Source organism: Neptunomonas sp. CHC150, from assembly GCF_030397555.1.
Lineage (GTDB): Bacteria > Pseudomonadota > Gammaproteobacteria > Pseudomonadales > Balneatricaceae > Neptunomonas > Neptunomonas phycophila.
Window position 1 is genome coordinate 176,990 of sequence record NZ_JAPNXU010000009.1, and the last position, 25,498, is coordinate 202,487.

Annotated in this window: 20 protein-coding genes and 3 tRNA genes; 17 read left to right on the top strand and 6 right to left on the bottom strand. The window is 44.1% G+C overall.

What is annotated here, in order from left to right:
* Positions 1-68: 68 nt before the first annotated feature.
* Complete coding sequence (gene speE, locus OW491_RS11640) at positions 69-920, top strand: polyamine aminopropyltransferase (protein WP_075172030.1); 852 nt, start codon at positions 69-71, stop codon at positions 918-920.
* Between the two features lie 73 nt (positions 921-993).
* Here the strand turns inward: speE and rne are convergent, their stop codons facing one another.
* Positions 994-4,050 carry a ribonuclease E gene (gene rne / locus OW491_RS11645; protein WP_290036121.1) on the bottom strand — a complete coding sequence of 1,019 codons (3,057 nt, stop codon included), beginning with the start codon at positions 4,048-4,050 and terminating at the stop codon, positions 994-996.
* A gap of 474 nt (positions 4,051-4,524) precedes the next feature.
* Here rne and rluC point away from each other — a divergent pair, with 474 nt between their 5' ends.
* The 4 genes from rluC (at position 4,525) to thrH (ending at position 8,501) form a co-directional block, all read left to right on the top strand.
* Positions 4,525-5,511 (top strand): 23S rRNA pseudouridine(955/2504/2580) synthase RluC, encoded by a 987-nt coding sequence (gene rluC / locus OW491_RS11650; protein WP_075172032.1) that lies wholly within the window; start codon positions 4,525-4,527, stop codon positions 5,509-5,511.
* Positions 5,512-5,615: 104 nt separating this feature from the next.
* Positions 5,616-6,704: a hypothetical protein gene (locus OW491_RS11655; protein ID WP_075172033.1), complete on the top strand. Its 1,089-nt coding sequence runs from the start codon at positions 5,616-5,618 to the stop codon at positions 6,702-6,704.
* A gap of 83 nt (positions 6,705-6,787) precedes the next feature.
* The gene (gene cysB, locus OW491_RS11660) at positions 6,788-7,762 is read left to right on the top strand and encodes an HTH-type transcriptional regulator CysB (protein WP_178968638.1); all 975 of its coding nucleotides are present in this window, start codon (positions 6,788-6,790) and stop codon (positions 7,760-7,762) included.
* A 121-nt stretch (positions 7,763-7,883) separates the two neighbouring features.
* Positions 7,884-8,501, top strand: a complete 618-nt coding sequence (thrH, locus tag OW491_RS11665; protein ID WP_075172035.1) for a bifunctional phosphoserine phosphatase/homoserine phosphotransferase ThrH — start codon at positions 7,884-7,886, stop codon at positions 8,499-8,501.
* 104 nt (positions 8,502-8,605) lie between these two features.
* Here the strand turns inward: thrH and OW491_RS11670 are convergent, their stop codons facing one another.
* Positions 8,606-10,348 carry a DEAD/DEAH box helicase gene (locus tag OW491_RS11670; RefSeq protein WP_290036124.1) on the bottom strand — a complete coding sequence of 581 codons (1,743 nt, stop codon included), beginning with the start codon at positions 10,346-10,348 and terminating at the stop codon, positions 8,606-8,608.
* 231 nt (positions 10,349-10,579) lie between these two features.
* On the opposite strand from OW491_RS11670, the gene OW491_RS11675 reads away from it, so the two are divergent.
* From OW491_RS11675 to cysS, 3 genes are all read left to right on the top strand, one after another.
* Positions 10,580-11,116 carry a hypothetical protein gene (locus tag OW491_RS11675; protein WP_290036126.1) on the top strand — a complete coding sequence of 179 codons (537 nt, stop codon included), beginning with the start codon at positions 10,580-10,582 and terminating at the stop codon, positions 11,114-11,116.
* Positions 11,117-11,315: 199 nt separating this feature from the next.
* A complete protein-coding gene (locus OW491_RS11680) occupies positions 11,316-12,245 on the top strand; it encodes a hypothetical protein (RefSeq protein WP_290036128.1) in 930 nt (309 codons plus the stop codon).
* A 137-nt stretch (positions 12,246-12,382) separates the two neighbouring features.
* Entirely contained in the window at positions 12,383-13,768 is a 1,386-nt protein-coding gene (gene cysS, locus OW491_RS11685) for a cysteine--tRNA ligase (RefSeq protein ID WP_215152634.1), read from the top strand.
* Between the two features lie 84 nt (positions 13,769-13,852).
* Here the strand turns inward: cysS and folD are convergent, their stop codons facing one another.
* Positions 13,853-14,701 carry a bifunctional methylenetetrahydrofolate dehydrogenase/methenyltetrahydrofolate cyclohydrolase FolD gene (gene folD, locus OW491_RS11690; protein ID WP_075172039.1) on the bottom strand — a complete coding sequence of 283 codons (849 nt, stop codon included), beginning with the start codon at positions 14,699-14,701 and terminating at the stop codon, positions 13,853-13,855.
* A gap of 242 nt (positions 14,702-14,943) precedes the next feature.
* Between folD and OW491_RS11695 the strand changes: the two genes are divergently transcribed.
* The 6 genes from OW491_RS11695 to clpX all read left to right on the top strand — a co-directional run bounded on the left by OW491_RS11695 (position 14,944) and on the right by clpX (position 19,659).
* Positions 14,944-15,020 (top strand) — tRNA-Arg (locus tag OW491_RS11695).
* A gap of 681 nt (positions 15,021-15,701) precedes the next feature.
* Positions 15,702-15,777, top strand: a tRNA-His gene (locus OW491_RS11700).
* A 12-nt stretch (positions 15,778-15,789) separates the two neighbouring features.
* A tRNA-Leu gene (locus OW491_RS11705) sits at positions 15,790-15,874 on the top strand.
* Between the two features lie 344 nt (positions 15,875-16,218).
* On the top strand, positions 16,219-17,532 hold the full coding sequence (tig, locus tag OW491_RS11710) for a trigger factor (RefSeq protein WP_290036131.1): 1,314 nt from the start codon (positions 16,219-16,221) through the stop codon (positions 17,530-17,532).
* A 103-nt stretch (positions 17,533-17,635) separates the two neighbouring features.
* A complete protein-coding gene (gene clpP / locus OW491_RS11715; protein WP_075172041.1) occupies positions 17,636-18,268 on the top strand; it encodes an ATP-dependent Clp endopeptidase proteolytic subunit ClpP in 633 nt (210 codons plus the stop codon).
* A 95-nt stretch (positions 18,269-18,363) separates the two neighbouring features.
* Positions 18,364-19,659 carry an ATP-dependent Clp protease ATP-binding subunit ClpX gene (gene clpX / locus OW491_RS11720; protein WP_075172042.1) on the top strand — a complete coding sequence of 432 codons (1,296 nt, stop codon included), beginning with the start codon at positions 18,364-18,366 and terminating at the stop codon, positions 19,657-19,659.
* Positions 19,660-19,719: 60 nt separating this feature from the next.
* On the opposite strand, the gene OW491_RS11725 is transcribed toward clpX, so the two are convergent.
* Positions 19,720-20,787 carry a nucleoid-associated protein gene (locus tag OW491_RS11725; protein ID WP_215152632.1) on the bottom strand — a complete coding sequence of 356 codons (1,068 nt, stop codon included), beginning with the start codon at positions 20,785-20,787 and terminating at the stop codon, positions 19,720-19,722.
* A 195-nt stretch (positions 20,788-20,982) separates the two neighbouring features.
* Between OW491_RS11725 and OW491_RS11730 the strand changes: the two genes are divergently transcribed.
* Together OW491_RS11730 and OW491_RS11735 are read left to right on the top strand one after the other, a co-directional pair.
* A complete protein-coding gene (locus OW491_RS11730; protein ID WP_290036133.1) occupies positions 20,983-21,879 on the top strand; it encodes a neutral zinc metallopeptidase in 897 nt (298 codons plus the stop codon).
* 26 nt (positions 21,880-21,905) lie between these two features.
* Positions 21,906-22,439, top strand: coding sequence for a YaeQ family protein (locus OW491_RS11735; protein WP_075172045.1), 534 nt, complete (start codon positions 21,906-21,908; stop codon positions 22,437-22,439).
* A gap of 6 nt (positions 22,440-22,445) precedes the next feature.
* Here OW491_RS11735 and OW491_RS11740 read toward each other — a convergent pair whose 3' ends face one another.
* On the bottom strand, positions 22,446-23,099 hold the full coding sequence (locus OW491_RS11740; protein WP_290036136.1) for a CBS domain-containing protein: 654 nt from the start codon (positions 23,097-23,099) through the stop codon (positions 22,446-22,448).
* A 388-nt stretch (positions 23,100-23,487) separates the two neighbouring features.
* Here OW491_RS11740 and OW491_RS11745 point away from each other — a divergent pair, with 388 nt between their 5' ends.
* A complete protein-coding gene (locus OW491_RS11745; RefSeq protein ID WP_290036137.1) occupies positions 23,488-24,690 on the top strand; it encodes a M48 family metallopeptidase in 1,203 nt (400 codons plus the stop codon).
* Positions 24,691-24,766: 76 nt separating this feature from the next.
* Here the strand turns inward: OW491_RS11745 and OW491_RS11750 are convergent, their stop codons facing one another.
* A complete protein-coding gene (locus OW491_RS11750; protein ID WP_139309096.1) occupies positions 24,767-25,267 on the bottom strand; it encodes a disulfide bond formation protein B in 501 nt (166 codons plus the stop codon).
* Positions 25,268-25,498 lie beyond the last annotated feature (231 nt).

The window sequence follows — 25,498 nt, forward strand, 5'->3', positions numbered from 1 at the left end:
TTTCGTTGATGCCCAGTGATTGCTGGGCATTTTAGTTTTTAGGTTTTGATCGGAACGGATATTTCACAATGGCAAATTTTACTGAAACCCTTTACGACGGCTACGGTCAGTCTTTTTCGGTTGATGAAGTGCTGTTTGAGCAGCAAACAGACTCTTGGCACTTAATTATTTTCCGTAATAAGGTGTTTGGTACCATTATGGCGTTAGATGGTATTGTGCAAACGACAGAGCGAGACGAGTTTGTATACCATGAGATGCTAACGCATGTTCCTTTGTTTGCTCATGGCAACGCTAAGCGTGTTCTAATTATTGGTGGTGGCGATGGTGGTATCTTACGCGAAGTGTTAAAACACCCCGAAGTAGAGCACGCAACACAGGTTGAAATCGATCAAGCCGTCATTGATATGTGTAAGACATATTTGCCTAACCACTCTGACGGCGCATATGACAATGCACGAGCAAACATCGTTATAGATGATGGCATTGAGTTTGTTTGCAATACGCAAGAAAAGTTTGATGTCATAATCTCTGATTGCACAGACCCTGTTGGTCCAGGTGAGGTGCTATTTAGTAGCCGTTTCTACGAAGGCTGTAAGCGTTGCCTAAATGAAGGGGGTGTGTTTGTTGCCCAGAATGGTGTGGCGTTCATGCAAATTGAAGAGGTGCAAACCACTCGACGCCGTCTAAGCCCGTATTTCTCTGATCAAAATTTCTATTGTGCAGCTGTTCCGACGTATGTAGGCGGTAATATGACCTTGGCATGGGGTTCTGATAATGAAGGTTTGCGCGATGTTGATTTAAAGACAATCGAAGCGCGCTTCAAGGATTCAGGTATTCAGACTCGTTATTATAATCCTCGAATGCATGTGTCTGCGTTTGCATTGCCTCAATATATTGTTGATGCGTTAGATTCTATGTAAACCAGTAAAGAATAGACAATAAAAAACCGGCGCTCTTTTATAAGAGGCCGGTTTTTTATGGGCTGCTAATACATTAATTTTCTGTATTAGCTTCTGCTTGTTGGCGGCGTCGAATTTCTCGTGGGTCATTAGCCGCTCGACCTGCACGGCGTTGTCGGCGCGCGGGTGCCGTAGGTTCAGCTGTATTTGAGTTATCTTGAGCGGCAGCTACAGACGTTTTTTGTTCTGTTTCTGCGGCTACTTCTGGCTCGTTGTTTTGAGTCTCAGCTTCGGCTTCTGAAGTAGGCTCGGTAATAGCGTCTTCACTGGGTGTGGTTTCTTCAACCGTTTCGCTAACCGCCTGCTTCTCTACATTTTCCGGTGCCTCTGTAGTTGCACTGACCTGTTCAGTTGCCGGTGTTGGCTGTTCAGCGTGCTGTTCGATAGGCTCAGGCGCTTTCTCTTCCGCTTGCAATGGTTCAGCTTCAGCTTCAGCAGTAGTTCCAACCTCGGCTTCAACGGTAGTCTCCACTGTTGAGTCTGCAGTTGGAGTTACGCTATCGGCCGGTTGAGCTGTTGGCGCTTGCTCGGCTGAAGGCTTGATGTCGTTTGTAGAAGGGGAGTGGTCTGCCTCTGCCTCTTCCTCAACTACAGTGCTAGCGTTATCGTCCAGATAGATGGTGTCTTCTGGGCGAACAGCGATAAAGGCCATGTTAATGGCTTTTGCGGCCGACACCTCAGTTACCGCTTCAGGGATCACAGCAATCATGGTTGCTGAGTGGGCAGTATTGCTTGTTGTTTCTACCCGTTTGCTAGCTGCTGATTCTGCTTTAGCTGAAGCGGCAATGATAGCGGCAGCCGTTGTTGCTGCATCGTTAACCTTAGGTTTGTTGTCGGTGGTCTCTACCGACGCTGTTTCGATTTGCTGCTTGTTGCTTCGTTCAGCAGAGCGTTCAGCATTACGACGACGGCGACCACGATTGCGGCTGCGAGCCTCTGGTTGCTCATCGTTTGCTTTTTTAGCAGTGGCTGTCGACTGATCTTCAGTTTTGCTCTGGTTCTGTTGATCATTGTCATCAGTGTTGCGGCGTGTGCGACGGCGACGACGCTTACCTTGTTTGTCATCGTCGCTGTTATTGTCGCGTTTGCCGTTCTTTTTCGCGGCTGGTGCTGTCTCTGTCGCAGGAGCAGGAGCTTGTGTATCAGGTGTTACCGTGATCACTTCGTCTGCTTTAGAGTTGCGGTTGTCGCGACGGTTATCCATGCTGTCACGGCTATTCGTGCGGCGGGATTTGCGAGGACGACGGTTGCCAGACTCATTGCTGTTACCTCGCTCATTTTTAGAACGAGTATTCTTTTTCTCTGGCGCTTGCTTTGTAGCAACCTTGGTTTCAGGTTCTTTAGATTCGCCAGCAAAAAGAGCCGTAATAGAAGCGATGATTCTATTAAATAATCCGGTAGCCGGAGCGACTTTGGGTGCTGCAGTTTTAGTCGCCGCTCTTGGTGATGCAGCGGGTGTAGCCGGTGCTGAGGTTGATTCAGCTGGAGCTGGGGCGCTTGGAATGACGCCTGACATCGCTGCTTTTTCGCGTTTAACTGGCTGCGTTTCTTTCACCTCTTCAGGCTCAGGTGTGTTTTCTGGCTTGAGTAGGTAGCTTGCATCATTTACGGAAGTCACCGTATGGTCGTCGCGTAAACGAACAACCTCATAGTGTGGAGTTTCCATATTTGGATTAGGAACAATCACAATGCGAACTTCGTGACGTAGTTCGATATCATGTACTGCACGACGTTTTTCGTTCAAGAGGAAAGTAGCAACAGTTACAGGCAGAATGGCACGAATCTGGGAAGTACGATCTTTTGCTGACTCTTCTTCAATGAGGCGCATGATTGATAGTGCAAGTGACTCGGTATCACGGATGCTACCTTGGCCGTTGCATCGAGGGCAAACAGAGCCGCGGCTCTCAGTCAGGGACGGACGAAGGCGTTGGCGTGACATTTCGAGCAAGCCAAAACGCGATATCCGACCCATTTGTACGCGCGCGCGATCAAGCTTGAGTGCTTCATAGAGCTTCTCTTCCACGGCACGCTGGTTTTTAATGGGTGTCATATCAATGTAATCGATGACAACCAAGCCGCCTATGTCGCGCAAGCGCAGTTGACGTGCAATTTCTTCGGCTGCTTCAAGGTTAGTTTGTAGAGCCGTTTCTTCGATATCACCGCCGCGTGTTGCTCGCGCAGAGTTGATGTCGATTGATACGAGGGCTTCTGTTGGGTCAATTACAATTGAGCCGCCAGAAGGTAATTTAACTTCGCGCTCAAATGCTGTCTCAATCTGTGATTCAATTTGGAAGCGATTGAAAAGAGGAGTTTGCTCTTTGTATAGTTTCAGCTTTGTCTCATAAGAAGGCATCACCTGACGCACGAATTCCATAGCGTTTTGATACACTGCTTCGTCATCGATGAGCACTTCGCCGATATCTGCACGTAAATAATCACGAATAGCACGGATAACTACATCGCTTTCTTGGTAAATTAAGAAAGGGGCTGGTTTTGTGGCATGTTCTTTAATGCCTTTCCAGACTTTAGCAAGGTAGTTTAAATCCCACTGCAGCTCTTCGGATGTGCGGCCAACACCTGCGGTACGGACAATAATGCCCATTTTGTCAGGAACAGTGACGCCATCCAGTGCAGCTTTGAGTTGGGTGCGCTCTTCGCCTTCGATTCGGCGAGATATACCGCCCGCGCGTGCGTTGTTCGGCATCAACACGAGGTAGCGGCCAGCAAGGCTGATAAAGGTGGTTAGTGCGGCGCCTTTGTTACCGCGCTCTTCTTTGTCAACTTGGACAATGACTTCGGTGCCTTCTTTCAGCACATCACGGATATTTGGGCGATTGCCTCGGTCCGGCTGTTTTGCGAAGTATTCACGAGATATTTCTTTTAATGGAAGGAATCCGTGGCGTTCAGCACCATAATTAACAAATGCTGCTTCTAAGCTAGGTTCTACGCGAGTTATAGTACCTTTATAGATATTAGCTTTCTTTTGTTCGCGGCTATCGGATTCTATATCCAGATCGTATAGGCGCTGGCCATCAACGAGGGCTACACGCAACTCTTCTGGTTGAGTTGCGTTGATTAACATTCTTTTCATGCTTTTTTCAGTTCTCTATTACAGAGAGCATTCAAGCCAGTTCGTTCCGCCTGGTGGAAACGTTTCACGGTTCAGCCATGCGATGTCGATCTATATTGAAAGCCAACCACTGTAGATGACAGGGTTGCGCTAAGCACATCATCGGTAAAGGAAAAAAACAGCCAATATTGTTCTTCTGTTAGTTTGTTGCTGCAAGCAAATACCACGTAAACGCGTAAAAGGCAGGTTCTAGGCTGTTAGTGCATCTTTACCTCAAACCGAACCCAACAGGGGATTCGAACAGGGGGATATGCTCTCGTAAAAATTTATTTAATGGGTAAAACGTACATTTGGCGCTGTGGTGAGCGTGTGGATATGAAGTGATCAACACACGAATCGAACCGCTTTTTTAAAATAGCTAGAGCCAACAGCGCTTTGCGACGATACAATATAGCAGCTAACCTATATTGCATCAATCGAGAACACGTTTCCCCCATGTCAGATATAAACCCCTCAGCATCACCAAGTGTCCGTTTTGTCGAAGTAGAAGAAGACCAAGCAGGGCAGCGTATTGATAACTTTTTGCGAACGGCTTTAAAGGGTGTTCCTAAAAGCATGATTTATCGCATTCTACGCAAGGGTGAGGTGCGTGTTAATAAAAAAAGAATTAAGCCTGATGGGCGCATCCAAGCAGGTGACATTGTTAGGATTCCCCCTATACGGGTGTCCGAGCGTGGTGAAGCTCCGTTGGTAGGTCAGGGTTTAGTTGATGCTTTAGAAGGTGCCATTCTTTATGAATCAGATGCATTGATGGTTATGAATAAGCCTTCGGGTTTGGCCGTTCATGGAGGGAGTGGTGTTAATCTAGGCTTGATTGAGGCTATACGGCAGATGCGTCCTGACGCGCGCTTTTTAGAATTAGTGCATCGTTTAGACCGTGATACATCAGGTTGCATTATGATTGCAAAAAAACGAAGTATGTTAAGACACATGCATGAGGCATTGCGACAAAACCGTGTAAATAAAGTTTATCATGCACTTGTTCAGGGGCGTTGGGAGACGCGAGATAATCGAGTAGAGGCTCCCTTACGTAAAAATGAACTTAAATCCGGTGAGCGTATCGTAAAGGTTCAAGAAGACGGTAAGCCTTCTATTACTCTTTTTAAAGTGCTGCGTCGGTTTGGCCAAACAGCGACATTAGTCGAAGCAAAACCAGTAACGGGACGTACACACCAGATCCGTGTACACAGTCAATTCATGGGCCATCCTATTATTGGTGATGACAAATATTGCAGTGATGAAGTAAACCGACAGATGAGAGACGTTGGTGTTCGTCGCTTGTTTTTACATTCGGCTCGCTTAAGTGTTGATTTGCCTGATGGTGAACGATTGGAAATAAGTGCACCATTAGAAGCGCCATTGGTTGAGGCGACTGAGCGTCTAGCAAACCAGCATAACGAACAAGAGTATGGTCAAAAATAAATCTAACTAACTGTAATTGGGTTAGATGGTTGAACGGTTTTAGTATTTAATTAAACGACAGTTTGAATGCTACTTTGTGTAGTGCGTTGTAGGATAGTTATTACATGGTAAAAGATGACGTTTATCGTTACGCAGATTCCTTATGGATTAAAGGTGATCTGCCCACTCCAGAGTTGATAGATGCGGAGTTTAGTATTGGTCTTGAACAGGCGACAAGCTTGCTATCTTCTTGGAGAAGCTCTTTGCATGAGCGTATTAGTTTTTCTCGAGATACAATGATGGTTCCTGATGTTCCCGACTCGCTTAATATGGCTTTTACACGTGTGTGGCAACAAGCGGTTGAAGAAGCGAACAATAGGATTTCTTTTGAGCACAAAAGCGTTGGGACTTCTTTAGAAGAGGCTCGTCGTATCAGTGATGACACTGTTCATGAGATGCAAAGCCGTCAACTAGAGTTAGAAGGGCGCATACGTACCCAAAACGGCAAGGTTGAAGAGCTAACTTCGCAGTGTAAATCGCTTGAAGCTGAGATCAACGTACTTAAGTCGTCACTCGCCGCCGAAACTAATCAGCGTAAGCAAGAAGAGCAGTTACGTTCTAATGTAGAGCATGATTTGGCTGTATTACGTAAAACTCATGATGATTCTAAGCGTACATTTGATCAGCGCATCAAAGATGAGCAGCGTCGTGCTCTTGATCAAGTAGGGAAATCGGATGCTGATATCCGTTACTATCGGAACGCACTAGAAAAATTGCGTGATGAGGTAGGCAAGAAAGAGTCGGCACTGACAAAAGAGATTCATGATTTAAAAGCAGAAGTAGCTAAGCGTGATGTTAAGACTGAAACATTTCGCAATCAAATTAAAAGCCAAGAAGAAGAGCTTAAGCTACTTAAACAGGACGCAACTCAGCAAAGCCGTGAGCTAGCCCGTGTTAATGCAGCACTCTTAGGTGAAACAAACAAAGCGAAACGCTTCGAAGATAAAGTGCGCGAAGTGGAAGCTGAAATAAAACGTATTAACCAAAAACATGTTAATACAACAACCGATTGGAGCCGTCGAGAAAACGCGTTACGTGCTCAATTGAAAGAAAGAGAAGATGAGTTGATGCGTGTGCAATCACGTTCTGCAAGCCTTGAAAAACGTGTGATAACGCAAGACGAAGAAATTCGTCGACTAAACGCCCGTTTATAATAATAAAACAAGGCCTTATTCTTTACAGTTATATGTAATCGTTGTATTAATAAGGCCTTCTTTTTTTATCGGGCGAACAGAATATGAAACTCCAGCAATTGCGCTATATTTGGGAAGTTGCACGTCACGACCTAAATGTTTCTGCTACAGCGCAAAGTTTATACACCTCCCAACCCGGAATTAGCAAACAAATCCGCTTGTTAGAAGATGAGCTGGGTGTAGAAGTGTTTGCGCGCAGTGGCAAGCACTTGACCCGTGTTACTCCGGCGGGGGAAGCGATTCTTGATATTGCAGGCGAGATACTGCAAAAAGTAGAAAGCATAAAGCAGGTGGCACAAGAGTTTAGTGATGAGAAGATGGGGAGCTTAGCCGTAGCAACGACCCATACCCAAGCTCGTTATGCCTTGCCTAAAACGATTACAGAATTTATTAAAAGCTACCCTGATGTTTCTTTGCATATGCACCAAGGGACGCCTATGCAAATTTCTGAAATGGCGGCTGACGGTACGGTCGATTTTGCGATAGCAACGGAGGCAATGTCTCATTTTTCTGATCTGATCATGATGCCTTGTTACCGTTGGAATCGTTCGGTCATTGTCCCTAAAGACCATCCGTTGACCCAAGTTTCAAAACTAACACTAGCTGATTTAGCGCAATTTCCTATTGTAACTTATGTGTTTGGTTTTACAGGTCGTTCTAAATTAGATGATGCGTTTAAAAAAGAAGGCTTAGATCCTAAAGTCGTTTTTACAGCGGTTGATTCGGATGTTATCAAAGCGTATGTGCGGCTTAACTTAGGCGTAGGTATTGTCGCTACTATGGCTTACGAGCCAAATGTAGATACGGACTTGGTAGCGCTGGATGCTAGCCACTTGTTTGAGTCCAGCACGACTAAAATAGGGTTCCGAAAGGGCACCTTTTTACGTGGCTATATGTTTGACTTTATTCATCTATTTGCACCGCATTTAACAAAAGACGTGATCAGGCAGGTGTTAGATTGCAGCACCCGAGCCGAAATAGATGAGTTGTTTGCCGACTTAGAGTTACCAGTGATGTAGTTCGTTATCATTTTAATTGCGCTATAGCCGTCGCGGGTGACTAACTCGTGATGCGATTGAATCCCGTGGCATTACAGGTTACATTGCGTGCCAATATTGAATGTATAAAAAGGAGTGTTTTGTGGAGTTAGCTTGTCTTGATCTAGAAGGTGTATTGATTCCGGAAATTTGGATCGCGTTTGCAGAAGAAACCGGCATTGAGGCCTTAAAAGCGACAACGCGTGATATTCCTGATTATGATGTTCTAATGAAGCAGCGTTTGCGCATTTTGGATGAAAATGGCCTAACATTGCCGCAAATTCAAGATACCATTAGCCGTTTATCTCCGTTAGAAGGTGCGCGCGATTTTATCGATTGGTTAAGGGAGCGTTTCCAAGTCGTTATTTTGTCGGACACTTTCTATGAGTTTGCTGAGCCGCTTATGCGACAGCTAGGCTTCCCTACATTGTTATGCCATAAGCTAGAAGTAGATGAAAATGGCCGCATTACCGATTATACCCTACGTCAACGAGACCCTAAGCGTCAGTCTGTGCGTGCTTTTCAGTTGTTGAATTACCGGGTTATCGCAGCAGGTGATTCGTATAATGACACTACCATGCTCAAACAAGCTGAATCAGGTATTTTATTCCATGCACCTGATAATGTGATTGCTGAATTCCCTCAGTTCCCAGCAGTGCACACATTTGAAGACCTTAAGAAGCAGTTTATACAAGCCAGTGTCCGCGACTTGTCCTTGTAAAAGCCCTAAGACGTACTGCATTAGCATCTATTAGCCCTGTTTTCAGGGCTTTTTTGTGTCCGACAGCTCTTGTTGGTGTATACGGGAGTTTTAAGTGAGGTGGGTTATAGTTGATGGGCTTTGCGGTAACGACCCTCGTAATCAAAAATCCTAGCATGAACACGCCAATATCTTTTCTCTTTATAGGCGACAACAAAGTCGGGCGATTTTATATGAGCTTGTTTGGCCAAAACATCTTCTATTGCTTTGAAAGGTAAGGCTTGTGTTCCGTTCTTAAGTCTTCGAGCGAATAAATGGTTAAATTGTTCTTGGTGAGAGTCGTAATCAAAAATAAAGCGCTCTTTTAGTGTCTCTCCGTCTTCACCATGATATGTCACTGTTAAGGTATTCTCTTGATTTGAAAAAGATACTCCCGCACAACGTAAAACCATTGCATCTTTTAGTTGCAAAGCTTTCTTAAGTTGATCGTCCGGATCTACTAAGGCTTCGGAGCATTGATGACATTGGCGAGCCGCTATGTCGTTTTCGGCTCCACAGAAAACACAGCTTTTAAATCGAAAGCGGTAATTACAGCGTTGCAATACCCCATTATCATCTGGCTCCGCATGTTGGCAGCGTCTACCAAAATGCTCAACAACATTGCCGCAACCGTCGGTTTTCCCCCAAAATATATTGGCAAATCCGCAGTCAGGGCAGAATACTTGTACTATCTCAGAATCAGGGTTGGGCTGTTTTTCACCGACTTCTGGTTGGAATAAGTCGTAGTGGTTCCCAGCATAATCGATGATAAGGCAATCCGTTTTACCTTCAGATAATCGAAGCCCGCGTCCTACAATTTGCTGGTATAGACTAACTGAAGCCGTAGGGCGAAGAATCGCAATCATATCAACATGCGGAGCATCAAAGCCTGTTGTAAGAACCGATACGTTAACAAGATATTTTATTGTATGACGCTTAAAGTCCTCTATGTATTGATCGCGCAACTTGCTGTCTGTTGCTCCGGTAATGAGTACCGCTTGTTCGCTCGGGAGATAACTAAATACCTCTTGGGCGTGCAAGACGGTAGCCGCAAAAATCATCACGCCTGTTCGGTCTTTGGCTTGCTCTATTATTTGTTGAGTAATTGCTTTCGTAACGCGCTTGCACTGTTTGAGTAGTTCGTTGACAGGCTTTTCTGGTAATTCGCCTAGATTGTTTGGGCTAATGCTAGAGAAATCATAATGTGCAACCGCGGCATCCATGAGTTTGGGGGGCGTTAAAAACTGCCGTGTAATCATATATCTAAGCGGCAATTCGTATATGCAGTGATCAAACGGTCGGGGCTCATCACTGCGTATATAGCCTCGGTAATGGTATTGGTAAATCCAACCTAGCCCTAAACGATAGGGCGTTGCGGTTAGCCCGAGAACACGCATCTTAGGGTTTAGCTTCTTTAGATGAGTTATGATTTTTTGATATTGGCTATTCTCGTCATCGCTTAGCCGGTGGCATTCGTCAATGATGAGTAGAGAGTAAGAGGTTGATAATTGCTCAAGATTGCGCGCCAAGGACTGGACACTGGCAAAAGTAACGGGGTGTTCTAAGTTTTTTTGATTAAGACCCGCTGAAAAGATACCGGCGTCTAAATCAAATGAGCGAAACTTATCGTAATTTTGCTCTACAAGTTCCTTGACGTGAGCCAGTACTATGATTTTACCTCGGGCACGTTTTGCTAGTTCGGCAATGACTAAACTTTTACCTGCGCCAGTAGGTAAAACGATAACAGCAGATCGTGCGGAACCTTTAAAGTGTTCAATGGTCTTTGTAACGGCTTCTTGTTGATATTCTCTCAGTATATATTTAGACATGATTTTCAAGTAGCAATTTTACGGTATACGGCGCAAAGGGGTAGGGCACAGCCGATTGTTAAGGCTTAGATGATATCTTGGATACTATCATAAGCTAGATCAGGCGAGGCGTAGAAATAATCTATTTTTAATATATTATTCAATTATTTATGATAGTTGTCTGGCTCTCGTTCAGGTTTCCACTCTATACTTGCGGCGTCTTTTTTCTGTTTCTAACAAGGGATACTATTTATGAAACTGAATACAATGGTTGTAGCTGGTTTATTATCAACGGCTGTATTGTTAACGGGTTGTGATAACGATGATGCCCAAAAAGCAGTTGATGCGACAAAAACCTCAACCCAAGAAGCGGCTAAAGAAATGAAAGAAGCCGCTGAAGCTACGGCTGATGTTGTGGCTGAAAAAACCTCCACTGCTGTAGAAGCGACCAAAGAGGCAGCATCTGATGCAACTGACGCGGTATCGGATACAACAGCTGCTGCGGTCGAAGCTACCAAGGAAATGGCTGCTGATGCCGTTGATGCTACTAAAGAAATGGCTAACGATGCTTCTGAAGCAACGGCCGAGGCATACAATGAAACAGTAGAAGGCACTAAGTCGCTTGTGGAAAAAGGTAAGACAGCGGCTGCAGACGCTATGGACTCTACTTCAGATAAAACAGCTAGCGTAACAGATAAAGCAGCTGAGTCAGCGGCTGATGCAGCTGATAGTTTATCAGACTCAGCTAAAGAAACAGTTGAGGAAGCGAAAGAAGCCGCTGCTCAATAATTTGAGTTGTGGTTGATTGAAACGCTTTTGTGGGCTTTGTCGCCGGCAAAAGCGTTTTTTTATGGCAAAGCCACTAAGTTTTGCTACCTTGTAGTGTAATTTTAGGTCGGTTATTAATTGGATTGAACCTATCACACGTTGATGAGTCAGTTATGCCGTCGGCTAATTAACACTATTGTATGGGTAAAAATCACTGTCTATGCGCGTTCGTATTTCCTTAAAGCGTTTCCTCTATTCTGGTTTAGCAGTTTCTGCCTTGTGGGGCTGTGCATCACCTGCCATGACTCCTGATAAACGCGGTGCTACTTTAGCCGTTGATCCTGTGGCTTATTGGCCGAATGCTGTTAAAGAAACATCGGGTTTAGCTTTCTCCGCTGACTATATCTGGACAATAAATGACAGTGGTGGCGCTGCATCACTTTACGGCTTTGATCGAAAAAAGAAAAAGCTGGAAGCTGTCGTTAAGTTGAAAGGGGCCAAAAACCGGGATTGGGAATCTTTAGCTGCCGATCGTCAGTATTTGTATGTAGCTGATTGCGGTAATAACAATGGAAAGCGAAAGCAGCTAGATCTTTATCGTGTCAGCTTAGCGAGTTTGCAGGCGGTCTCAAAAGCCTCTGCGGGATCTGTTGATAAAGGGTCTGTTATTGCGCAGAGATCCCAGTTTTCATATGGTGATTATCAAAAGAGTAGTGGTAAGTTTTCTACCAACTTTGATTGCGAAGCGGTTACTTTGGTTGAAGGTCGATTATGGTTGTTCTCAAAAAACTGGGGAGACCTTCAAACTCGTCTATACATGATTGAGCCAAGTGTGAGCCAGCAAATAGTTCAGCCTATGATGACGCTGCCGGTTGGAGGTATGATCACGGGTGCAGACTATAACGAAGAAACGCATCAATTGGCTCTGCTCGGTTATTCCAAAGTCAGTGCGTTTGGTTACTCATTTATATGGTTGATCAATGTGGTAGATGGACAGCCTGATTGGGATCATGCCCAATACCATCGTTTACAGCCCTATACTCAATGGGAAGGAATTGTCTGGGAAGATAATGGGCATTTACTCATATCGTCAGAATCCAGTCCGCTAGGCAAGCAGCAGCTTGCTCGTATTACACTTCCTCAGCGTTAAAAGCTAGGCGGCTTCTCGGCTTTTGCTGCTCAAAACTCGTCTGAGCTAATACCGCTGTTTATTGCTTTCCTCTATACTAAGGGCTTTGCGACGGCTATGGTCGTCTTTGTCTTTGAATGACTAATTTCGGAATCACAATGCTCCAGATCTATAACACGCTTACTCGCCAAAAAGCTCCTTTTAAACCCTTGGTTGATGGTCATATCAGTATGTATGTGTGCGGTATTACCGTCTACGATTATTGTCATATTGGACACGCGCGTGTGATGGTCTGTTTTGATGTGATTACTCGTTATTTACGCTCACAGGGTTGGAAAGTTAACTATGTGCGTAACATTACAGACGTTGATGACAAAATCATCAAGCGTGCTCAAGATAATAACGAACCCGTTGATGTATTAACTGCACGTATGATTGGCGCTATGCATGAAGACGAAGATAAGTTGAACGTGTTACGCCCAGACCAGGAGCCTAAAGCAACCGCACATATCGATGATATTGTTACGATGGTGTCGTCCTTGATTGATAAAGGCTTCGCTTATGCGGCTGACAATGGTGATGTGTACTATCGAGTAGAAAAGTTTGAAGGTTATGGAAAATTAACGCGCCAAAATATAGAGGAGCTGCGTTCAGGTTCTCGTGTAGAAGTTGGTGATGCTAAAGAGAGCCCGTTAGATTTTGTTTTATGGAAAGCCGCAAAACCCGGTGAAGTCAGTTGGGAGTCACCTTGGGGGGCAGGGCGACCTGGTTGGCATATCGAGTGTTCTGCCATGTCAAAGTGCTGTCTTGGCGAGACGTTTGATATCCATGGCGGAGGCCCGGATCTACCGTTTCCTCACCATGAAAACGAAATTGCGCAATCTGAGGCAGCAAATGGCTGTCAATATGTAAATTATTGGATGCATGCTGGTCCTGTTCGCGTCAATAAAGAAAAGATGTCTAAATCTTTGGGTAACTTTTTTACGATTCGTGAAGTATTAAAAACCTACGACGCTGAAGTGGTGCGGTTCTTTTTGTCGAGCGTGCATTATCGTAGCTATATTGACTACAGTGAAGATAGCTTGAAGGACGCAAGAAGTGGTCTTGAGCGCTTTTACCAAGCGCTACGATCAGTAGAGCCTGTAGAGGGTGTTGTTAAGAACGATTTTACTGAGCGGTTCAATCAAGCAATGAGCGACGATTTTAATACGCCTAAGGCATTTGCCGTTATGTTTGAGTTGGTTAATGAGCTTAATAAGGCAAGTCGTGAGCTATCACCTGAAGCGCCGGCTTTAGCTTATCAATTGAAGTCGTTGGGTGGGGTGTTAGGTTTGCTGCAGCAAAATCCGGCGGCTTTTTTGCAGGGCGAGTCTAAGGCGGGAGAGATTACGGCTGAACAGATAGAAGCGCTCATCGAAGACAGAAAGCAAGCTCGTTCCAATAAAGACTTTGCCGCATCCGATCGTATTAGGGATGAGTTGGCCGCCCAAGGTATTATTTTGAAAGATAGTCGTGAAGGAACTACGTGGTTCCGCGAGGGCTAGCTCTTTTTGAATAACGCAGGCTATTAAAAAAGCCGCTGAGGATATGTTATCCCTCAGCGGCTTTTTTATGCGTCTACCTAAAAGCTATGCTTTATCGGCGGCTTCTAATGTGTTTTCCATTAGGCACGCCACGGTCATCGGCCCTACGCCGCCAGGTACAGGGGTAATCCAGCTTGCTCGCTCGGCGGCTGGGGCAAATTCAACGTCACCCACTAATCGCCCGTCTTCAAGTCGGTTGATACCTACATCTATAACAATCGCACCTTCTTTAATCCATTCGCCTTTTACTAGCTCGGGTATGCCAACCCCTACCACTACAATATCAGCTCGGGCTAAATGGCCTGGCAAATCACGGGTAAAGCGATGCGTTGTGGTTACTGTGCAGCCAGCTAATAGTAGCTCGAGTGACATGGGACGGCCTACAATATTAGAAGCACCTACTACAACAGCCTCTTGGCCTTTAAAATTGATCCCAGTTGACTCTAAAAGCTTGATAACACCTTTAGGTGTGCACGGGCGTAACACAGGCATACGCTGAGCTAAGCGGCCTAAATTAAATGCGTGAAAACCATCTACATCTTTTTCCGGTTTGATGCGCTCAAGTATTTCATTGGCATCGAGGGCATCCGGCAGGGGGAGTTGAACCAAAATGCCATCAACATTTGCGTCGCGATTAAGTTTATCAACTAATGATAATAGCTCTGCTTGATTGGTTGTGTCGGGTAGGTCGTAGGACTCGGAAAGAATGCCGACTTCTTTACATGCATTTTTTTTATTCCGAACATAAACATGTGAAGCAGGGTCGTCGCCTACAATAACTACGGCTAGGCATGGTGCGCGTTTACCTTCTGATAGGCGTTGCTTAATGCGTGCGGCTACGTCTTTACGTACATTGGCGGCTATTTGCTTGCCATCGATAATCTGTGCGGTCATGTTGTAAGGGAGTTCCTGAGCTTAAGAGGCGTTAAAACTGTTAACTAATTTTCTCATGTTAAAGGATGTGCGCCAAGTAGAACCTTAGACCTGATAGCTAAGTGGTTGATTGTTAGAGGTGAAATAAAAAATTATTGACCCTTATCCTTTGCTCTATTAGGATACGCGCTCCTTTGTAAGGCCTTTGGATCTCGGTTCAGCAGCGAGGCTTTACAAAGGACACTTTCTCCCAAGTAAAATCTGGGGCTATAGCTCAGTTGGATAGAGCACCCGCCTTCTAAGCGGGTGGTCGCGGGTTCGAATCCTGCTAGCCCCGCCATCTCTTTTTTTGCCTTTCAAGCTCTGTATGTCTTAACTGTCTTTATTAGCCTTTTTCGGGGCAGGTTGTTTTATTTAACTGATTAGCCTTCGCTATTTCTTTTTTAAGCAGAATGATGGCTTAGTTGCTTCTACATGGTCAGTTGTACAGTGCTCTATAGTAGTACCTATAATTTTGTTATTTAGCATGTAAGGTGTTTTTTTAAGTTTTTATATGTGACAGGCCATCCATTTGCGTATGGTGAGTAGATGGAGGTGGTTCAATAATGCAGCTATGTATAAACAGTGCTTAAGGTTTCCTTTTGGGTATTTGGACTGCTTTAAATATGGATGAGTTGATGTTTATTAAGGAAACAAGCATTTTATCATTCTGTAGCTGTTACTTGATTGGCGGTGAACGACTGGATTTTTAGTTAATTACTGTATAAAAATAAACCACTTAATCGTTTTTTGATTATTTAATGATCAAAAAAAGCAGTGTTTGCTAGTTGTTTGAAAAAATTGAAGAAAATATTCAAAAAAGTGTAATTTCTTTGTTGACAGGGAGCGGGGGTGTCCATAGAATACGCCCCATCTTAACGAGGCACTCAACAAGAACTGAGAAATCAGAACTTAAAGAGGTTGGTTAAGGTTCAAGAAAAAGATTAAGAAATGCTTTATATGGTCTCTTAATCTAGATATGGTGGGCGTAGCTCAGTTGGTAGAGCCCCGGATTGTGATTCCGGTGGTCGTGGGTTCAAGCCCCATCGTCCACCCCATTTTCTTGATATGCGGACGTGGTGAAATTGGTAGACACGCCAGATTTAGGTTCTGGTGCCGAAAGGTGTGAGAGTTCGAGTCTCTCCGTCCGCACCATTTAGTGTCTAAGTGCAGTTGATTCTGTGCAAATTACTGTGTAGGTTGGTTATTTGGCAATAAGTCATTTTTACTACCTGGCGCAGTTTTTCCGTTTCTGATATTCCTCCTGCTTTCTCTCCCAAAACTCAATCTATTTTCATCGATTTGTGATTCTTCCTTGACTAATGCCGCCAAGTGGCTGAAAATTTCGCGCTTTGAAAAAACGGCTTGAGCTATATTTCTAGCGCTTTGTTGAAGTGAACCTGTACAATTACAGATCATAAAACTAAGACACGTATCCCGGTACCAAGCTGCTTAGTGATTCAATTTAACCGGTATAGTATTTTTTGGTGAGGAACCCCATGCAAGTTTCTGTTGAAACGACTTCCGCTCTTGAGCGTCAGATGACAATTACGGTGCCTGCAGAGCGCATTGATAATGATGTAGATAAGCGTGTACAGCAGACCGCACGTACAGTTCGTATTGATGGCTTTCGTCCAGGTAAAGTGCCTTTGAAAGTTGTTAAACAGCGTTACGGCGCCGGTATCCGCCAGGATGTTGTCGGTGAAGTAGTGCAGAAAAGTTTCTTTGAAGCCGTTCAGCAAGAGAAAGTGATGCCTGCTGGCAGCCCTAAGATCGAATTCAAAAACGATGAAGATGGTAAAGATTTCCAGTTTGTTGCCACTTTTGAAGTGTACCCAGAAATCACGTTAGCGGATTTCTCTTCGGCTGAGATCGAAAAGCAAACGTCAGAAGTGACTGATGCTGATGTTGATACAATGATTGATACGTTGCGTAAGCAGCAGGCGACGTGGACTGAAGTTGAGCGTGCAGCTGAAGACGGCGATCGAGTTAAAGTCGATTTTGAAGGTTTTATCGATGGTGAAGCGTTTGAAGGCGGAAAAGCAGAAGGTACAGATATTGTACTAGGCTCTAATTCGATGATTCCTGGTTTTGAGTCTGGCATTGTTGGTAAAAAAGCAGGTGAAGAGTTCGATTTGAATGTCACATTCCCTGAAGACTACCAAGCTGAGAACTTAAAGGGTAAAGACGCTGTCTTTAAAACGAAGGTTATCAGTGTATCTGCACCAGAGTTGCCAGAGTTAAATGACGAGTTTTTCTCTAAGTTTGGTTTAGACGTTAGCGATCTTGAAGGCTTCAAAACAGAAGTCGGTGCTAACATGGGTCGTGAACTAAAAAATGCATTGAAAGCTAAGTTGAAAGATCAGGTTTTCACTCAGTTGGTCGATATTAATGGTATCGAAGTACCAACATCGTTGGTTGATAGCGAAATCGACAACTTGCGCAAACAAGCTGTTCAGCAGTTTGGTGGCGGTGCAGAGATTGATCCAAACATGTTGCCAAAAGAGATGTTTGAAGAGCAAGCTAAGCGTCGTGTAACAGTGGGCTTGTTGGTTCAAGAAATCATCAAAGCTAATGACATTAAAGCTGATGATGCTCGTGTAGCTGAAGCGATCCAAGAGATGGCGTCAACTTACCAAGAGCCGCAGCAAGTTATTGATTGGTATAACAGTAACGAAGAAATGTTAAACCAAGTTAAGAGTTTGGTGCTAGAAGATCAAGTGGTTGATCACTTGCTCGAATCTGCTAAAGTCACAGAAGTGGCAGTAGCTTATGAAGAAGCGATCAAGCCAGCAGCAAACGCCGCAGCTTAAGAAGTCTTGCGTCGTTAACAGGCGCATTGACTGAATGAAAAACGGCAGTTGGTGCGATCCGGCTGTCGTTTTTTGTTTTTAGGGGTTAAAGGAGTAATTTAGTATGTCAATAATCCATCAGGGTGGTGCGTCAGAGATCCAAAATGCGGGTCTTGTACCTATGGTCGTTGAACAGTCTGCCCGGGGTGAGCGCGCATACGATATCTATTCGCGTCTTCTCAAAGAGCGCGTGATATTCTTGGTTGGTCAAGTAGAAGATCACATGGCGAATTTGATTGTCGCTCAGTTGCTTTTTTTGGAAGCAGAGAATCCAGATAAAGATATTCATCTTTATATCAATTCACCAGGTGGCTCGGTTACGGCTGGTTTGGCTATTTACGATACAATGCAGTTTATCAAGCCAAATGTAAGCACTATGTGTATCGGCCAGGCTGCTAGTATGGGTGCTTTCTTGTTGGCAGCAGGTGAGCCGGGCAAGCGTCATGCGTTGCCTAATGCGCGTGTTATGATTCACCAGCCTCTGGGTGGTTATCAAGGTCAGGCAACAGATATCGAAATTCATACACGTGAAATTCTGTCAATTCGTGAGAAATTAAATCGAAAATTGGCTGAGCACACAGGACAAGATTTAGAAACAATTGCGCGTGATACAGAGCGTGATAACTTTATGGATCCCGTTACAGCGGCTGAATATGGTTTGATTGACTCAGTACTCACTAAGCGTATTGGTGAATAAAAAGCGCTTTAGCGGACCTTTTTGTGGCTTAGAGTTGAAATTTAAGCGGTTAGCCACTATTTATAATTAATACCGCTTTGTTATGAGGAAGCCGAATGAGCGACGATATCAACGATAAAGATAATGAAAACGGCAAACTGTTCTGCTCTTTCTGTGGTAAAAACCAGGATGAAGTACGTAAGTTAATTGCTGGTCCTTCTGTCTTTATCTGTGATGAGTGTGTCGATCTGTGTAATGACATCATCCGTGAAGAAATTCAGGATGTTGAAGAGCATGAATCACAAGATCGCTTGCCGATACCAGCAGAGATCAAGGATAAGCTGGATGAGTACGTTATAGGCCAAGACAGGGCTAAAAAAGTACTCGCAGTCGCCGTATACAATCATTACAAGCGTTTGCGTTTCCAAAGCAACGCTACAGGTAAAGATAAAGAAGTAGAGCTTAGTAAAAGTAATATTTTGCTAATTGGTCCTACAGGTAGTGGTAAAACGCTATTGGCGCAAACATTAGCCCGTTTGTTGAATGTTCCTTTCACCATCGCAGACGCCACAACGCTAACTGAAGCGGGTTATGTGGGTGAAGATGTTGAGAACATTATCCAGAAGCTGCTACAAAAATGCGATTACGATATAGATCGTGCCCAGCGAGGTATTGTTTATATCGATGAAATTGACAAAATTTCGCGTAAATCTGATAACCCTTCTATTACTCGTGATGTTTCAGGTGAAGGTGTTCAGCAGGCGTTGTTGAAGCTTATTGAGGGTACTGTTGCATCAGTTCCGCCTCAAGGTGGACGTAAGCATCCGCAACAAGAGTTCTTGCAGGTAGATACTTCAAATATTCTGTTTATTTGTGGTGGTGCGTTTGCGGGGCTTGATCAGATCATCCGAAGCCGTTCGGAAAAGAGCTCAATAGGCTTTAACGCTACGGTGAAGAGCAAAGACGACAGTCGTTCTATGACAGATACGCTCAAGGATATCGAAGCTGAAGATTTAGTGAAGTTTGGTTTGATCCCGGAATTTGTTGGTCGTTTGCCTATGATTGCCACATTGGCTGAATTGGATGAAGCGGCACTTATACAAATTCTTACAGAGCCTAAAAACAGCTTAACTCGTCAGTATTCAAAACTGTTTGAGCTAGAAGGTGCTGAAGTTGATTTCCGTGAGGCGGCATTAAGCGCTGTTGCAAAGCAGGCGCTAGACCGTAAAACCGGTGCGCGTGGCTTGCGCTCGATTTTGGAAGCTACTTTGCTGGATATTATGTACCAACTCCCATCTTTGGAGAATGTGAGTAAAGTCGTGATTGACGAGGGCGTCATTGAAGGAACGTCTGAACCAATTTTGATTTACGAAACACCAGAGAAAGAAGCAAAAACAGCTGATCAAAAATAGTTGTTAATAGTATTTAAAAAGGACGTATTTGCGTCCTTTTTTATTGTTAAGCGATTCAAGTTAGTCTTCTTCGCCCGCTAATATAGCTCTCAATTGCTCAACGACTTTGCTTGGAATGCGGCGAATTGTTAGTGTCTGAGATGCTTCGTCAAACTCTATCTCTTGCCCTGAATTTGCAGGCCCGACCGCGCGTTTAGCAAAGTCTAGTTGCCAGTTGTCTGCTTTGGCTTTTACCTTGGTTACTGCATTTAAAGTGTGTCTATGAGGTTGGAATTCGTGGCTTACTTGATACCGATCACTATTAGCAAACTTTCCGAATGTTCCGGTAAGGGTTTCAGCTTGTTCTGGCGGTATATATTGGTCGAAAATTTGCTCAACATCAGGTAGCTGGGCTGATTGTTTTTCTGAGCGTTGGCGGTTCATATAGCTAACAACATCTTCTACAATTTGTTCTTGCTGTTCTTTCATGCCGTTTTCGCTACAAAACTCTTTAGCTGCTTTTATGAGATCGCCTGTTGCCTTTTTAGAGGGTGTAGCGCTGGTGCATCCGAATGTTTCGGCAAAATATTGGCTAACATCTCCTTTTTCTTTGCTGCCAATAAAACTTAAATAGCTGTCTTTGCCTTTGCGGTAGTTTGTTAGGTTAATTTTTGCGGCTTGATGTAGTTTGTCTAGATCGACTTCATCTATTTGAGTGGGGTGAAGTTCGTTGTCTAAGGAAATAGTTGGACGGTTTCGAACTAGGGCGATCATCAAGAATTCGTAGCGATCTTCTTGATAGTGACTAAAAATAACATATCCGGCGTTGCTTGAGAGTGACTGCCGGTTGTTCATCTTTTCCACTAAATCACTTAGCGTGACATCGGCTAATGCTAAAAAGCTATTGGCCTGCGGTTCTTGTTCCACATAGCTTTCAAATGCTGGAACGAATGGCGTTTCCCCTTTTTTCTCTGGGTCAAATGACCCATGTATCAAGGTCGCTCTTCTTGAGAGGGCCGCACTTAATGCTTCAACCATATCGGCGGCAACAGGAGAGTCTGCACGCATAACACCGCCGCGCGGCGTCAGGTTTACTTTACGCTCTTCTGATTCTTGGAGTTCACGTATCACTAGTTGTTTAATATCCAAAATGCCACCCTTTGTGTTGCGTTTGTATCATCCCTTTGGGGAGAGCGCATTTTAGGCGAATCTTAAGTGTCTGTCAGTGTCGCGTTGACGGGTATCAGTTAATTATGAAGATTCAGCTTAAATAAATCGCCACGGTAGATCATAATCACGCAGTTAATAGTAATAAATCATTGAGCCGAATACGGAGTAGATAGGATGCGTTGGAAATCAGGTAGGCGTAGTAGCAATATTGATGACAGGCGCTCTGCTTCGGGACAGGTGTCGAGTGGCCGCGGATTCCGTATGGGTGGTGCAAAAAAAGGAGGCGGCATCGGCTTGGTTATTATGATCGGTGTTGTGCTTTTAATGGGTGGGGACCTAAATACTGTGCTGGGGCTGTTAATGGGTAACTCTGGTATCCCAACGCAAACTCAAACCACCAATACACAATCTTATCCTACGCAAACCAGCAGTGCTGAAGATAATCAGATGGCTGACTTTGTATCAGTGGTGCTAGCTGATACAGAAGATACATGGGTGCCGTTGTTTACTCAAATGGGGAAGCGATATGAGGAGCCTACCTTAGTGCTCTTTCGTAACGTAGTTCAGTCTGCCTGTGGAACTGCTCAGTCTGCTATGGGGCCTTTTTACTGCCCAGGGGATCAACGTGTTTATATCGATTTAGATTTCTATAATGAGCTTAAAGACTCATTTGGAGCGCCAGGTGATTTTGCCCAAGCTTATGTTATTGCGCATGAAGTAGGGCATCATGTTCAGCAACAGTTTGGAATTCTTCAAAAATCTCACCAAATGAAACAATCCATGTCCCAAACACAGGCGAATGCGCTGCAGGTAAAAGTAGAGTTGCAAGCGGATTGCTTTGCTGGGATCTGGGCGCATTATGCGGATAAAGAGCGTGCGGTTGTAGAGCCGGGTGACATTGAAGAGGCGATGAATGCAGCCAGTCAAATTGGAGATGATGCAATACAGAAAAGGGCTCAAGGCTATGCAGTGCCAGACTCTTTTACCCATGGTACTTCACGCCAGCGCATGAAATGGTTTAATCAAGGATTTACCAGTGGCGATGTGCAAAGCTGTAATACATTCATATAAGCTGACTAAAACTAAGTGAGTAATTTATGGCTTTGAAGCCAACAATTTATAAAGTTGATTTGCAAATCGTTGATTTGAATAGAAATGTGTATCCTAGCGTTAAGCTGACGCTAGCGCTTCATCCGTCGGAGCTGCCTGAACGGATGATGGTGAGACTCTTAGCTTATGCACTTAACTACCATGAAGATTTGGAGTTTTGTAAAGGGTTGTCTGCTGCTGATGAAGCCGACCTTTGGCAAGTTGCTCCGACTCAAGAAATCATGGAGTGGATAGAAGTAGGTCAGGTATCACCAGATCGTTTGCGTAAAGCCGTAAGTAGGGCTGCAAACATTAAGCTTTACGCTTACGGAAGCGAGTCAGAAATATGGTGGCAACGTTTTTCGGAAGACTTTGCTCGGTTGTCAAAAGTTGAGATTTACCGATTTAAGTATGAGGAGGTTAAAGTACTTATTCCGTGGGTTGATCGTTCGATAGATTTATCAGTCACTATATCTGGGAATGATTTGATGCTGAACAGTGGCGATAATCATCACACGCTGTCGGTAAGTCAGTATTTATAATCAATTTTATACGCGTTGTTCCATGTTGGGGCCGCTAACGAGTAATCGCAGTAGGTCGCTGCGGCATATAATACCAGCGACTTGATGCTCTGAGTTGATGACCGGCACACAGCTTACTTTTTGTTCCATAAAAATTAGCGCTATGTCTCGTACTAGAGTATCAGGGGACACTGCGACTAATGAGTTGGTCAGTAAGTTCTCAATGAAGCTATTTGATTCTGCCCCATGGCGTAATAACTCGCCATCCGTTACAACGCCTAATGGATGCCCGCTATTATTGACCACCACTAGGTGGTCAATGTCTTCTGTATGCATTTTTTGTAGCGCATTTTTTACGGTGTCAAACTGACTTGTTGTGATAACGGGAGCGCTCATCACGTGTATTGCATTGAGCCGCCTTCTGTCCTGGAGGGAGTCTGACTTTCTACTGGTCTCTTGATAAGCTCGGGACGAATAAACAGTTGAGCGCGTTGTATTAGAAGGCTGTCCGCCACTACTGGGAACATAAGGTGTGCGTGTTGGTAGAGGCTGCTTGGCATTGTTTTGTACCGTTGCGCGTGCGCCTTGGCTATTGCCGACCGTCGCTACACCTGTCGGTGTAAACTTTGAGTCAGCGGGATTTTTAACTAAATTCCCATTGTCGTAAATCAACAATGCCATGCAGGTGCTCCGGATGTGTATTCATTATATATCGGCAATATACTAGCGTACTTTAATCGTGTGATTAATCATTTTTGAATAAATTCAAACAAAGAGTGTTAATTAGCTCAATTTTGAAGTGTTTTTAAAACAGTTGTTTGAATAAAACCACAAAATATTGATTTTATGGAGGATAATTTTAAGTATTAGTTTGTATGTATAAATTTATGTTGATGATCTTTCTGGTGAATTTACCGAGCTTTTTAAGCTGCTATTAATAGATTTTATGTGTGTCATTTAAGTTATGGTAAGCCTGTAAGTGCCCTGAATTAAATAGACTTTCTACTTTGGACAGCTTCTGGCTCATGATATAGGATTTAGGGCTTAATACTGTTGAAGGATAATAAGAATGACAACGTCTGACTCGATACGTTCACAACATGATAGAGCTCTATCTGAGCTATTACTTTCACTACCAGAGGTGCAGGCGGTCAATCAAAAGTTAGCACTGCACGAAGCTCAGGGCCATCTAGGTGTCCGTCGACGTTTATTATCGACCTCTGTGCGTATGAGTTCTGCTATGGCTCCAGGCTTAAATAGGACTGCTAGACAGTGTATGGATATTTTAGGTGTCGATATGCCTGTAGAGCTGTATGCCTATTCTAGCCCTCATTTCAATGCGGCTTGCGTTAAGCCAGAAAGTGGCCGCTTGTTTATTATGTTTTCGTCTAGCTTGCTCGATAGTTTTGATGATGAAGAGCTTCGCTTTGTCATGGGTCACGAGTTGGGGCATTTTGTTTACGGGCATCATGATATTCCGGTTGGATACATGCTTAAAGGTCAGCCCCCAGTTTCTCCTTCGCTTGCGTTACAGTTAACCAGCTGGTCCCGTTATGCGGAAATTTCGGCTGATAGGGCTGGGACATTATGTACTCAAAATTTTGATGCAGTTGCTAGGTCACTATTTAAGCTGGCTTCTGGTGTAACTAGCACGGTTGTACGTTTCAATCTAAAAGACTTTCTCCAGCAAATAGACGATATGCAAATGACCGATGATTTAGTGGGGACAAGCTCTAGCGCTGAAGATTGGTTTATGACACATCCTTTTAGCCCGCTCAGGGTCAAAGCTTTACAGATGTTTCATCAATCAGAATATATGAAAAAAGACGGTGTTAACTCCGCCACTTTAGAATTGGGGCTAGAAAGCATAATGGCTCTGATGGAGCCAAGCTATTTAGAGTCTAAAACAGATGCGGCTCTATCTATGCGTCATTTGCTATTCGCAGGTGCTTTGCTTGTGGCAAATGCTAATGGAAGCATTTCTAAAGCAGAGATAGAGGCTTTCGAAAAGTTTTTCGGTAAAAATGAGTTTCGGGATGATTTCAACTTAGAACGTTTAAGGGCTGATCTCTCAACGAGGATTGATACGGTGAACAAATATAATAGTTTACCCAAGCGTATGCAGGTTCTTAAAGATTTGTGTGTGATGGCGCGTGCAGAAGGTAAGGCAAACCATCCAGAAATAGTGGTGCTCAAGGAGATAGCCACGCGTTTAGAAGTACCGGGCTTTTTTGTAGATCAGCTACTGAGCGTTAATACGGAGCTTGATTAATGGCAGGTTAGGCTTGTTCGTTTATAAAAGGATAGCGCGCCCGGTTAATTGGAGGAGCGCGCTATCCTAATTAATGTTAGAAAAAACGGCGTTTAGGCTGGCTAAATGCAGAAGGTAATCCTAGAACAAAAACCGCAATTAACGCAGCAGCTATCACAATCAGCCCTTCTGCCATGGTTATTCCCCAAAGCAAATCAGGTGTATAGCCACATGATTCCCAAGGCTCAAATACGGAGGGTAGCCATTCGTTAAGAGGAAGGGCAGCAGGGAAGCCTCCATCTAGAGAGCAGCTTCCATCAATAAACCCCCGCTCAATACCAAAGGTTTGATAGCTTCGCTCCATCATTCCTATGCTTCCTAGTAGTCCTAAGACGGTAGCAAAAACGCGTACGGGTCTATATTTACCAGCTAGTAGACCAAGTAGGCTGGCAATCATTATTAAAAATATGAAAGCACGGATTTGGGCACAGAGTACGCAAGGGCCGTAATCTAGTGCATATTGATAATAAAGCGCAATTCCTTCCATGGCAGCACATACAACAAAAATAAGCATCCAAAATAAAGGAAGTCGAGTCACCGATTATTCTCCGATAAGTAAGAGCAAAGGCCCTTGTATTGGGTATTGCTGCGATAGCGGCAGGTTTCACAGCGCATTTTTATAATGCTTTTATATCAGACTTTATACGACTAAAGCTATATATGCTTTGAAAACATGAGCTTAATTGCTCAGGAAGGGAAGGAGCGGTTTGCGTTAATTAAATTAAGGTGTAGGTTTTATGAAGCTTAAATGAAAAAACCACGACCTTAA